The following is an 11,935-nucleotide window of genomic DNA, read 5'->3' as shown; positions in this document are numbered from 1 at the left end:
CCGCGTCGAGCAGTTGGGCGACGCCGGCGGTCCGGTCCGTCAGGTGCAGGCGCAGCACCGGGCGCTCCCGACCGGCGAGGGCCTGACGGTCGCCGGCGGCCTGCGCCGCCTGGAGGGTGCCGAAGGTGTACGGCTTGCCCGGCACCTCCAGGTCCTCGGCGACCGCGCCGGTCACCTGGAGGTAGCTGCCCACCTGCGGCCCGCCCTTGTGGTACTGGCCGGTCGAGTGCAGGAACCGCGGGCCCCAGCCGAAGGTGACCGGACGCCCGCCCGCCTCGGCCAGCAGCGACCGCAGCCGGGCCGTGTCGGCGTCGGCGAACCGGTCGAGGTACGCCATCACCGCGAGGTAGCCGTCGTCGCCCAGCCCGTCGAGCAGCCAGCGCAGCACGCCGACCAGGTCTGCCGGAGCGCCCTGCGGGGCGTACACCTCGATCGCGCCCTCGGTGAACGACGGCGTCTCCGCCGGCAGGCCCGAGGCCAGGATCTTGTTGGTGTTCTCCTTGGACTCGGTGACGTTCGGCTGGTTGAACGGGTCGATGCCGAGCACCACGCCGGCCACCGCGGTGGCGTACTCCCAGGCCAGGAACTGCGCGCCGAGCGGGCCGTTGACGGCCACGTCCGGGTTGGCGCCGCCGCCGGGCATCTCCCCGGCGGCCAGCGCGCCGCCGTAGCTGACCGTCAGCACGTCCGCGCCGGTGGCGCCGGGGCTCTGTGGCGACTCCACCACCACCGGGAGGATGCCCACTCCGGCCTTGCCGGTCGACTCGGCGATCAACTGCTCGGCCCAGTCGCCGAGCCCGTCGATGCCGGTGCCGTCGGAGACCAGGGCGACCTTGTCCCGGGCCAGGGTGGCGGCGGCGCCCAGGGCGGCGCCCAGCGCCAGCGCCGGGTTGTCCCGGTCCGCGCCGAGCGACGCGGCCAGCGCGTCGGCCTGGTCGAGCAGCTCCGACACGTCGACCCCGGCCAGCGCCGAGGGCACCAGGCCGAACGCGGTGAGCGCGGAGTAGCGGCCGCCCACGTTCGGGTCGGCGAGCACGGTGAACGCGCCCATCTCGGTCGCGGTCTGCTCCAGCGGCGAACCCGGGTCGGTGACGACGACGAAGTGCCGGCCGGCCTCCGCCTCGGTCATCCCGGCGTCCAGGAACGCCTGCCAGTACGCGCGCCGGTGGCTGTCGGTCTCGACGGTGGAGCCGGACTTGCTGGCCACCACCACGACGGTGCGCTCCAACCGGTCGCCGAGCGCCGCCCGGACCTGGCCCGGGTCGGTGGTGTCCAGCACGGTCAGCGGACGACCGAGCGTCCGGGTGATCACCTCGGGGGCCAGCGACGAGCCACCCATGCCGGCGAGCACCACGTGGTCGAGGTCGGTCAGCTCGGCCTTCAGCTCGGCCAACTGCGCCAGCAGCTCCCGGCTGCGCTGGTGGGTGTCCACCCAGCCCAGCCGGATCTTCGCCTCCGCCTCGGCGTCCGGACCCCACAGGCTGGCGTCCTTGCCGGCCAGCCTGCCCGGCACACCGGCCTTGACCAGCGCGTCCCGGGTAGACGCCGGCGCGGTCTTGTCGACCGCGTCCGCGCCGTACACGGCCAGCCCGGCGGCCGCCTCTACCGGTCCCGCGAGCAGGTCACTCATGCCGTCACTCCGCTCCGCCGCGTGCCGTGCCCGCCGATTCGCTCGCTCATGCCCCACCGGCCTTCTGGGCGGCCTGCGCGTTGCCGGTGGCCGCCTTGTTCGGGGCTCCGGTGCCCTGCTTCGCCGCGTCCAGCGACTTGCGCACGCCGTCGAGCAGCTCCTGCCAGCTGACCTCGAACTTCTCCACGCCCTCGCGCTCCAGGGTGGCGATCACGTCGGACATGTCGATCCCGACCGACTCCAGGTCCGCGAAGACCTGCCGAGCCGCGTCGTACGAGCCGGTGACGGTGTCGCCCCGGGTCTCGCCGTGATCGGCGTACGCGTGGATGACCGACTCCGGCATGGTGTTGACGGTGCCGGCGGCGATCAGCTCCTCGACGTAGATGACGTCGCGGTAGTCCGGGTTCTTCGTGGAGGTGGACGCCCACAGCGGCCGCTGCGGGTGCGCCCCGGCGGCCTCGAGCGCCTTCCAGCGGTCCGAGGAGAAGACCTCGGTGTAGCGCTCGTACGCGAGCTGCGCGTTGGCGACGGCGGCCTTGCCGCGCAGCGCCTTCGCCTGGTCCGAGCCGATCTTCTCCAGCCTCTTGTCGACCTCCGAGTCGACCCGGGAGACGAAGAACGACGCCACCGAGCCGATCGTGGACAGGTCGTGACCGTTCGCCTTGGCCTGCTCCAGACCGGCCAGGAACGCCTCCATGACCGCCGAGTAGCGGTCCAGCCCGAAGATCAACGTCACGTTGACGCTGATCCCCTCGGCGAGCGTGTCGGTGATCGCCGACAGGCCCTCCTCGGTCGCCGGGATCTTGATGAAGAGGTTGGGCCGGTCGACCAGCCACCACAGCGCCTTGGCCTCGGCGACCGTCTTGTCCGCGTCGTGCGCGCTGCGCGGGTCGACCTCGATCGAGACCCGGCCGTCGACACCGTCGCTGCCGTCGTACGACGGGCGCATCACGTCGCAGGCCCACCGCACGTCGTACGTGGTGAGCATGCGCACGGCCTCCTCGACGTCCACCCCACGGGTGGCGAGGTCACGCAGCTGCCAGTTGTACTCGTCGGCATCGCTCAGCGCCTTGGCGAAGATCGTCGGGTTGGTGGTGACCCCGGCGACGTGCTTCTCCCGGCGGAGCTGGTCCAGCCCGCCTGAGCTCAACCGCACCCGGGAAAGGTCGTCGAGCCAGACCGCCACGCCCGCGGCGGTCAGCTCATTCAACTTGTCGGTCATGCCGTCCACGCTCCCTCAGTTGCCGGTCGTGAAACCGGTGATGTCGCCCACCCGAGCCAGCGAGGCGTGCGCCGCCGCCACGATCCGGTCGGGGGTGAACCCGAACTGCTCGAAGAGCACGGTGTGCGGAGCGCTCGCCCCGTAGTGCTCCAGGCTCACGCTCTCGCCCAGGTCACCGACGATGGCGCGCCACGACATCGCGATGCCCGCCTCCACGCTCACCCGTGCCTTTACCCCGCGTGGCAGAACCGACTCCCGGTAGGCCTCATCCTGCTCGTAGAACCACTCCTGGCAGGGCATCGAGACCACCCGGGTCGGGGTGCCGTCGGCCTCCAGCCGCTCCCGGGCGGTCAGGCAGAGCTGCACCTCGGAGCCGGTGCCGACGATGATCACCTGGGGCTTGCCGTTGGACGCCTCGGCCAGCACGTAACCGCCCTTGGCCACCCCCTCCACGCTACCGAGGACGTCGCGGTCCAGGGTCGGCAGCGGCTGCCGGCTCAACGCCAGCGCGGTGGGCCGGTCGGTGTGCTCCAACGCCTGCCGCCAGGCCCAGGCCGTCTCGTTGGCGTCCGCCGGGCGGACCACGTCCAGGCCGGGGATCGCCCGCAGCGCGGTCAGGTGCTCCACCGGCTGGTGGGTCGGGCCGTCCTCGCCGAGACCGATCGAGTCGTGCGTCCACACGTAGGTCACCGGCAGCTTCATCAGCGCGGCCAGCCGCACCGACGGGCGCATGTAGTCGCTGAACACCAGGAAGGTGCCACCGTACGGGCGGGTGCCGCCGTGCAGGGCGATGCCGTTGAGGATCGCGCCCATGGCGTGCTCACGGATGCCGAAGTGCAGCGTGCGGCCGTACTCGTGGCCGGGGAAGTCCTTGGTGGCGTGTGACGCCGGGATGAACGACGGCTCGCCCTTCATCGTGGTGTTGTTGCTCTCCGCCAGGTCGGCGGAGCCGCCCCACAGCTCCGGGAGCACCGGCGCCAGGGCCTCCAGCACCTTGCCGGAGGCGGCCCGGGTGGCCACACCCTTGGCGTCGGCCGGGAAGACCGGCAGCGCGTCGGTCCAACCGTCCGGGAGCACCCGACCCGCCAGCCGCTCGTAGAGCGCGGCGCGCTCCGGGTTGGCCGCCTTCCAGGCGTCGAAGGAGGTGGTCCACTCCTGCTGGGCGTCCGCGCCGCGACCCATCACCGTGCGGGCGTGGCCGAGCACGTTCTCGTCGACCTGGAAGGTCTGCTCCGGGTCGAAGTCGAGGAGGCGCTTGGTGGCCTTCACCTCGTCCGCGCCGAGCGCCGAACCATGGATCTTGCCGGTGTTCTGCTTGTTGGGCGCGGGCCAGCCGATGATGGTGCGCAGCGCGATGAAGGAGGGGCGACTGGTCTCCGCCCGGGCGGCCAGCAGCGCCGCGTACAGCGCCTCGACGTCCTCGTGGTAGTCGCCCTGGTCCGCGTCGCCGCTGCGCCAGTCGACGGTCTGCACGTGCCAGCCGTACGCCTCGTAGCGGGCGGCCACGTCCTCGCTCTTGGCGATCCGGGTGTCGTCCTCGATGGAGATCTCGTTGTCGTCGTAGATCAGCGTCAGGTTGCCCAACTGCTGGTGCCCGGCGAGGGCGCTGGCCTCGTGGCTGATGCCCTCCTCGATGTCGCCGTCCGAGGCGATGCACCAGATGTCGTGGTCGAAGACCGACGCGCCCGGCTCGGCCTCCGGATCGAACAGGCCGCGCTCGCGGCGGGCCGCCATGGCCATGCCGACCGCGTTGCCCAGGCCCTGACCGAGCGGGCCGGTGGTGGTCTCCACGCCCGGCGTGTGCCCGTGCTCCGGGTGCCCCGGAGTCTGCGAGCCCCACTGCCGCAGCGACTTCAGATCGTCCAGGCTCAGCGGGTAACCGGACAGGAAGAGCTGGATGTAGAGCGTCAGGCTCGAGTGTCCGGCGGAGAGCACGAAACGGTCCCGGCCGGGCCAGTTCGGGTCGGCCGGGTTGTGCCGCATCACGCGGTTGAAGAGGAGGTACGCGGCGGGCGCGAGGCTCATCGCGGTGCCCGGATGGCCGTTGCCGGATTTCTCCACGGCGTCCATGGCCAGCACGCGGACGGTGTCGACAGCCCGGCGATCGAGGTCGGACCAGTTCAGTGCGGAGTGCTCGGGTCGTTTGGCAGCCACGATGGTTTGTGCTCCTCGGCAGATGGGCGGAACCCTCACCGATGACCTTATCGAGCGTGCCTAAACGTGCGCCCGGGGATCTCATCATGGTGTGCGCTACGTGACGATCTGACTGCGCGACAGCACCCGGTGGTGTGACGGCCCGCACCGTTGTCGGGTCGGCCGGGCAGCCAAAACGACGACGCGTAGTGTGTGGGTCGGTGTGCGGACCCGAGCGGGCTCCGCCGAACCGATCTCCCCATGGCGATGCCGGAAGGTGGCAATCCGTGAGCATGATCACCGAGCGCCCCGTGAGCAACCCGGCCGGGCAGCATCCGGCGCGGGCGGCCGAGGGCCCGGTGGCCCGGCGGGACGTACGCGCGGTCATCTCGGCGTACGTGGCGCTCACCAAGCCCCGGATCGTCGAACTTCTGCTGGTCACCACCGTTCCGGCGATGATGCTCGCCGAGGGTGGGCTGCCGTCGCTGTGGCTGATGGCGATAGTGCTCATCGGCGGCTCGCTCGCCGCCGGCGCGGCAAGCGTGCTCAACTGCTACATCGACCGGGACATCGACCAGCTGATGCGGCGTACCAAGCGTCGCCCGCTGCCGGCGCACACCGTGTCACCGCGCAGCGCTCTGGTCTTCGGCCTGGTGTTGGCGGCGGTGTCGGTCGTCCTGATGGCGACGTTCACGAACCTGCTGGCCGCGGGTCTGACGCTGGCCGCGATCGCCTACTACGACCTCGTCTACACCCTGTGGCTGAAGCGCTCCACCCCGGCCAACACCTTCTGGGGCGGCGCCTGCGGGGCCGCGCCGGTGCTGATCGGCTGGGCGGCGGTCACCGGCTCGCTGGCGCCGGCCGCCTGGGGGCTCTTCGCGGTGGTCTTCTTCTGGCAGATGCCGCACTTCTACCCGCTCGCCATGAAGTACAAGGACGACTACGCCCGTGCGGGCATCCCGATGCTGCCGGTGGTGGCCTCGACCCGCCGGGTGAACGCCGAGATCCTGATCTTCGCGTGGCTGACCGTGTTGACGTCACTGGCCGTCTGGCCGCTGGGGTTGAGCGCGATCTACGGGGTGCCGACCCTGGTCGTGGGAGCCATCTTCATCGTGGAGGCGCACCGGCTCTGCCGCCGGGCGACGCGCGGCGAGGCGGTCAAGCCGATGCGGTTGTTCCACTGGTCGACGACGTACCTGACGATCGTCTTCGTCGCCGTCGCGCTCGACGCGTTGATCTGATTCGCTCTCACGTTTCTGTCGTCGGTGGCTTACCGGGATAACCGCCGACTAATCATGCTCGTAGATGAGTTGTCCGGGTTTAACATCACATCAGAGTAACTTTCAGCATGAGTCGGATCGGCTCAACCTGCGCCGGCTGCGGGAGGTTTGCCGGGTGGTTTCGCCCGTACAAGTCGGATAAATCCGGTCAGGTTACCTGTGGTCAGCCTTAAACCCTTAGGTAATTGGCATCACAAAAGGTTCATGGTTCTCGCCCAACGGTGTGCAAGTCTGCTTAGGCTTCGCGTTATGGCAGATGGTTCCGATACGACGCTGACGGCCGAGCAGACCGCCGGCGAGCAGGCGCACCACGGCCTGGTCGCGGGCCTCAAGGCCTTCGCCGCCGGACACGGCGGCGCGAAGGCGGTCATCGAGTACGTCGGCAAGCGTGGCGCACGAATCGTCCTGGTGGGCGCCGACGGGGAGTGGGGCGACCAGTTCGCCGACGACACCGTCACCGCCCGGGAGGCGTGCGCCAAGGCGGGAGTCACCGTCGAGAACGCCTGGGAGCGTGAACTGATGGACCAGATGCGGCCGAGCAACGACCTCTGGCGGTCGATGGCCCGACGCACGATGGCCCGTTGATATAGACACCTGAATTGACCACCAACCACCAGTCGACCCGGGGGGAACCCCGGGTCGCTCTCGTCACCTGGGCCGAACTGGTCGACCTCAACGGCGACGACCAGCTGGTCCTGTCCCCGCTCGCCGCCCGTGGCGTCGCCGTCGACATCGTCGTCTGGGACGACCCCGCCGTCGACTGGGTCCGCTACGACCTGGTCGTGCTCCGCTCACCATGGGACTACGCGCTGCGCCGGGACGAGTTCGTGGCCTGGGCGGCATCCGTGCCCAGGCTGGTCAACCCGGCCGACGTGGTGCGCTGGAACACCGACAAGCGCTACCTCGCCGAGTTGGCCGCCGCCGGGGTGCCGGTCGTACCGACGACCTGGATCGAACCCGGGGAGACCTGGCAGCCGCCCGCCGAGACCGGCGAGTACGTGCTCAAGCCCTCGATCAGCGCCGGCAGCCAGGACACCGGCCGCTACGACCTGGCCGACCCGGAGCACCGGCGCCTGGCCGCCGCGCACGCCCGTCGGCTCTCCGACGCCGGCCGGGTGACAATGGTGCAGCCCTACCTGCCCGCCGTCGACACCGAGGGTGAGACCGCCCTGCTCTACCTGGCCGGTCCGGACGGGCTGACCTTCAGCCACGCGATCCGCAAGGGCCCGATGCTGACCGGTCCCGACCTCGGCCCGTCCGCGCCGGAGAAGGCCGAGGAGATCAGTCCCCGTACCCCCGGGCGCGCCGAGCTGGCGGTGGCCGAGCGCACTCTCGCGGCGGTCCCCGGCGGCACCCGGGCACTGCTCTACGCCCGGGTCGACCTGATCCCCGGCCCGGACGGCGAGCCGGTCCTGGTCGAGTTGGAGTTGACCGAGCCGTCGCTCTTCATCGGGTACGCCGACGGAGCCCCCGATCGCCTCGCCGGGGCGATCACCACCCACCTGACCCGCCGCCCCTGAGCCGGGCTGGCCTGGGCGCTTGTCACCCTGGTTGGTCTCGGCCCTTGAGTGAGGGCTGGGTTGGGCGCGCGTCGCCCTGGTTGGTCGCGACCCTTGAGTGGGGGCTGGGTTGGGCGCTGCCGTTTCCTGCCACGCGCTGCCGTTTCCTGCCACGCGCTGAGGCCTTCTGCCGTGCGTCGCGGGCCGAGACCCGCGGGGGGCGTCCCAAGATCCGCGCAACTTCACCGGAGTTGCGGCCTCACCGCACGATGAGCCAGCACTTTCCCTGATGTTGCGCGGATCTTGAGGCCGATGGCCCAGTGCGCGGGCGCTACCTGGGGTTCTCGAGGTCAAGATCGCGCAACATCCCGGATGTAGTGGCCTGGGCGTGTCGGTGAGGCCACTACATCGTGGTTCGAGCACGATCTTCGGCGCGGGGCGCGGGGCGCGGGGCGCGGGGCGCGGGGCGCGGGGCGCGGGGCGCGGGGCGCGGGGCGCGGGGCGCGGGGCGCGGGGCGCGGGGCGCGGGGCGCGGGGCGCGGGGCGCGGGGCGCGGGGCGCGGGGCGCGGGGCGCGGGGCGCGGGGCGCGGGGCGCGTCAGGCGTTGACCGGCACCGGGGCGGCCTGGGCCGGGACGGCCTCCGGTGCCGACGTGACCGGGTGGCGTTCCCGGGTGGACCACTGCACCGACAGGGCGGCCAGCAGCACCAGGCAGGACCCGAGCATGTGCGCGCCGACCAGGAGCGCCGGCAGGTGGGTGAAGTACTGCACGAAGCCGATCAGACCCTGGCCCAGCTCGACGGCGATCAGGACGATCGCGGCGCGGGTGGCCCGCCGCGCGTGCACCGCGCGGAACGCGAGGATCAGCGCCACCGACAGACCGACCAGCAGGAACACCCCGTCGGCGTGCACCTGGGAGATGGTCTCCGGGTCGAGCCCGTTGCGCGCCGCGCCGTGGTCGCCGGCGTGCGGGCCGCTGCCGGTGACCCAGGTGCCGACGACGAGCACCGCGACGGTGACGGCGGTGGTGATCCGGGCCAGTGTCCGCAGCGGGGTGGGCACCACGGCCACGGCCGGGCCGTCCGGGTCGGTGACGCGACGCCAGAGGGCGTACGCGGCGGCGATCACCGCCATCGAGGCGAGGAAGTGCAGCCCGACCACCCACGGGTTGAGGTTGGTGAGCACGGTGATGCCACCGATCACCGCCTGGGCGGGGATGCCCAGGAAAACCGCCACGGCCAGCCCGAGCAGCCCGGGGCGGCGCGGTCGGTGGGCCAGCACGGCCAGGACGGTGGCCAGCGCGATCAGGCCCACCGCGAAGGTGAGCATGCGGTTGCCGAACTCGATCACCCCGTAGACGCCCATCTCGGGCGTGGTGACGTAGGAATCGTCGGTGCACCGGGGCCAGGTGGGGCAGCCGAGACCCGAGGCGGTCAACCGGACGGCCCCGCCGGTGACGACGATGCCCACGTTCGCGATGATCGAGGCGAGGGCGAGGCGGCGCAGCAGGGTGCCGGAGACCGGGGGGACGATTCGGTTCACGGCCCAAATCCTACGCACCGTAGTGATCGAGGTTCGTCCGACTCCGCCGACCCGGTGGTTCGGATCACCGGAACCCAGGTTTGCGACAGTCCGGGTAATTACGTAACGTTGGCGTTGTGAAAAACGCGGCGGCGCTCTCCGGGCACCAACCGACGGCCGTTCCGGCCCTCGGCGCGCCCGCGTCCGCGTCCGTCGGGGCCGCGCCGACCGCTCTTGCCGGGTCGTCGGCGACCGAGGTCTCCACCCGGGACCGGGTCACCCACCTGCTGCTGGAGCGGGGCGCGACGACCGCCGCGCAGCTCGGTGTGGCCCTCGGGCTCAGTCCGGCGGCGATCCGCCGGCACCTGGACGCGATGCTCGCCGACGGCGACGTCTACGCCCGTGAGCAGACCGTGCGGGGCAGCCGTGGCCGGGGGCGTCCGGCCAAGGTGTTCCTGTTGACCGAGGCCGCCCGGGGCCGCTGTGGCACACACCACTACGACAACATGGCCACCGCCGCGCTGCGCTGGATCGCCCGCAGCGGCGGCTCGGACGCGGTCGCGGCGTTCGCCGCCGAGCAGGTGTCGGCGCTGGAGTCGCGCTGCCGTGCCGCCATGGAGGACGCGGGCGACGACCCTCTCGCCCGAGCCGAGGCACTCGCCTCGGCGCTGACCGCCGAGGGTTACGCTGCCAACGCGACCACGATCGCCTCGGGCGGCCAGCTCTGCCAGCACCACTGTCCGGTGGCGCACGTGGCCGCCGAGTTCCCCCAGCTGTGCGAGGCCGAGACCGCGGTGATCTCCCGTCTGGTCGGCACCCACGTGCAGCGCCTGGCCACCATCGCACACGGCGACGGGGTGTGCACCACGCACATCCCGACCCAGCCGGGCCGTGCTCCATCCGGTAATCCCGTCACCACTGTGAGGACAGATAGATGACCGAGCAGATCGTCCAGCCCCTGACCCAGGAGGAGCAGCTCGCGGCCCTCGGTCGCTACGAGTACGGCTGGTCCGACCCGGACGTCGCCGGGGCGTCTGCCCAGCGCGGCCTCAACGAGGCGGTGGTACGGGACATCTCGGCCAAGAAGAACGAGCCGCAGTGGATGCTCGACCTGCGGCTGAAGGGCCTGCGGCTGTTCGACCGCAAGCCGATGCCGGCCTGGGGCGCCGACCTGACCGGGATCGACTTCGACAACATCAAGTACTTCGTGCGGTCCACCGAGAAGCAGGCTGCCAGCTGGGAGGACCTGCCCGAGGACATCAAGAACACCTACGACCGGCTGGGCATCCCGGAGGCGGAGAAGCAGCGTCTGGTCGCCGGTGTCGCGGCGCAGTACGAGTCGGAGGTCGTCTACCACAAGATCCGTGAGGACCTTGAGGAGCAGGGCGTCGTCTTCCTGGACACCGACACCGCGCTGCGCGAGCACGAGGACATCTTCAAGGAGTACTTCGGCACGGTGATCCCGGTCGGCGACAACAAGTTCGCCGCGTTGAACACCTCGGTGTGGTCCGGTGGCTCGTTCATCTACGTGCCGAAGGGCGTGCACGTGGAGATCCCGCTGCAGGCGTACTTCCGGATCAACACCGAGAACATGGGCCAGTTCGAGCGGACGCTGATCATCGTCGACGAGGGCGCGTACGTGCACTACGTCGAGGGCTGCACCGCGCCGCTCTACTCCTCCGACTCGCTGCACAGCGCGGTCGTGGAGATCATCGTCAAGAAGAACGCGCGCTGCCGCTACACGACCATCCAGAACTGGTCGAACAACGTCTACAACCTGGTCACCAAGCGCGCCGTCTGCCACGAGGGCGCGACCATGGAGTGGGTCGACGGCAACATCGGCTCCAAGGTGACGATGAAGTACCCGGCGGTCTACATGACCGGCGAGCACGCCAAGGGCGAGGTGCTCTCGGTGGCGATGGCCGGCGAGGGCCAGCACCAGGACGCCGGCGCCAAGATGGTGCACGCGGCGCCGCGCACCAGCAGCACCATCGTGTCGAAGTCGATCGCCCGCGGCGGCGGCCGCACGTCGTACCGGGGCCTGGTGCAGGTGCTGGAGGGCTCGCACCACAGCCGCAGCACCGTCAAGTGCGACGCCCTGCTGGTCGACACCATCTCCCGCTCGGACACCTACCCGTACGTCGACATCCGCGAGGACGACGTGGCGATGGGGCACGAGGCGACCGTCTCCAAGATCAGCGATGACCAGCTCTTCTACCTGATGAGCCGGGGCCTGAGCGAGGACGAGGCGATGGCCATGATCGTGCGTGGCTTCATCGAGCCGATCGCCAAGGAGCTTCCGATGGAGTACGCCCTGGAGCTGAACCGGCTCATCGAACTCCAGATGGAGGGCGCGGTCGGCTGACGCCGCCTCCGCCCGGCCAGGGCCGGACCCGGACCCGGTGCGCAGGGTCCGGTCCAGCCCGCTTCGACCCTCCGATCCATGACAGACCAAGGAAGAGATGACTACCCAGGCTTCCGCGCCGCCGCCCAGCACCAAGTCGCAGGCGCTGCGCTCGTACGACGTCGCCGACTTCCCGGCCCTCACCGGGCTGGAGGAGGACTGGCGTTTCACCCCGCTCAAGCGCCTGCGCGGCCTGACCGGGGTGCCGGCCGCCACCGGTGCGGTCCGGCACGAGCACGACGACGC

Annotated in this window: 9 protein-coding genes and 1 pseudogene; 6 read left to right on the top strand and 4 right to left on the bottom strand. The window is 71.0% G+C overall.

Annotated elements, in window-relative coordinates; translation table 11 throughout:
• The 3 genes from O7634_RS31850 to tkt form a co-directional block, all read right to left on the bottom strand.
• A partial coding sequence (locus tag O7634_RS31850; protein ID WP_278154140.1) for a glucose-6-phosphate isomerase occupies positions 1 to 1,630 on the bottom strand: 1,630 nt, incomplete at its 3' end.
• Positions 1,631 to 1,676: 46 nt separating this feature from the next.
• The gene (tal, locus tag O7634_RS31845) at positions 1,677 to 2,852 is read right to left on the bottom strand and encodes a transaldolase (RefSeq protein ID WP_278148136.1); all 1,176 of its coding nucleotides are present in this window, start codon (positions 2,850 to 2,852) and stop codon (positions 1,677 to 1,679) included.
• Positions 2,853 to 2,867: 15 nt separating this feature from the next.
• A complete protein-coding gene (tkt, locus tag O7634_RS31840; RefSeq protein WP_278148135.1) occupies positions 2,868 to 5,006 on the bottom strand; it encodes a transketolase in 2,139 nt (712 codons plus the stop codon).
• A 266-nt stretch (positions 5,007 to 5,272) separates the two neighbouring features.
• On the opposite strand from tkt, the gene O7634_RS31835 reads away from it, so the two are divergent.
• From O7634_RS31835 to O7634_RS31825, 3 genes are all read left to right on the top strand, one after another.
• Positions 5,273 to 6,226, top strand: coding sequence for a heme o synthase (locus O7634_RS31835; protein ID WP_278148134.1), 954 nt, complete (start codon positions 5,273 to 5,275; stop codon positions 6,224 to 6,226).
• A 288-nt stretch (positions 6,227 to 6,514) separates the two neighbouring features.
• Positions 6,515 to 6,850 (top strand): hypothetical protein, encoded by a 336-nt coding sequence (locus O7634_RS31830; protein WP_278148133.1) that lies wholly within the window; start codon positions 6,515 to 6,517, stop codon positions 6,848 to 6,850.
• A gap of 14 nt (positions 6,851 to 6,864) precedes the next feature.
• A complete protein-coding gene (locus O7634_RS31825) occupies positions 6,865 to 7,785 on the top strand; it encodes a hypothetical protein (RefSeq protein WP_278148132.1) in 921 nt (306 codons plus the stop codon).
• A gap of 576 nt (positions 7,786 to 8,361) precedes the next feature.
• On the opposite strand, the gene O7634_RS31820 is transcribed toward O7634_RS31825, so the two are convergent.
• Positions 8,362 to 9,306, bottom strand: a complete 945-nt coding sequence (locus tag O7634_RS31820; RefSeq protein WP_278148131.1) for a COX15/CtaA family protein — start codon at positions 9,304 to 9,306, stop codon at positions 8,362 to 8,364.
• Positions 9,307 to 9,569: 263 nt separating this feature from the next.
• On the opposite strand from O7634_RS31820, the gene O7634_RS31815 reads away from it, so the two are divergent.
• The 3 genes and pseudogenes from O7634_RS31815 to O7634_RS31805 form a co-directional block, all read left to right on the top strand.
• Positions 9,570 to 10,223, top strand: a complete 654-nt coding sequence (locus O7634_RS31815; RefSeq protein ID WP_278153811.1) for a transcriptional regulator — start codon at positions 9,570 to 9,572, stop codon at positions 10,221 to 10,223.
• Positions 10,220 to 11,650: a Fe-S cluster assembly protein SufB gene (sufB, locus tag O7634_RS31810; RefSeq protein ID WP_278148130.1), complete on the top strand. Its 1,431-nt coding sequence runs from the start codon at positions 10,220 to 10,222 to the stop codon at positions 11,648 to 11,650. The genes O7634_RS31815 and sufB overlap by 4 nt, the downstream gene beginning before the upstream one ends.
• 97 nt (positions 11,651 to 11,747) lie before the next feature.
• Positions 11,748 to 11,935, top strand: a pseudogene (locus O7634_RS31805) (Fe-S cluster assembly protein SufD); the annotation flags it as partial.

This window comes from Micromonospora sp. WMMD1120, from assembly GCF_029626235.1.
In the GTDB taxonomy this organism is placed as follows: domain Bacteria; phylum Actinomycetota; class Actinomycetes; order Mycobacteriales; family Micromonosporaceae; genus Micromonospora.
Note: the sequence above shows the minus strand (reverse complement) of the source record. Positions and strands in the feature narration are given on the sequence as shown.

What these genes read in the sequence shown, in the direction of transcription:
- tal (WP_278148136.1), bottom strand. Translation starts at nt 2,852, where the DNA reads ATGACCGACAAGTTGAATGAGCTGACCGCCGCGGGCGTGGCGGTCTGG.
- O7634_RS31830 (WP_278148133.1), top strand. Translation starts at nt 6,515, where the DNA reads ATGGCAGATGGTTCCGATACGACGCTGACGGCCGAGCAGACCGCCGGC.
- sufB (WP_278148130.1), top strand. Translation starts at nt 10,220, where the DNA reads ATGACCGAGCAGATCGTCCAGCCCCTGACCCAGGAGGAGCAGCTCGCG.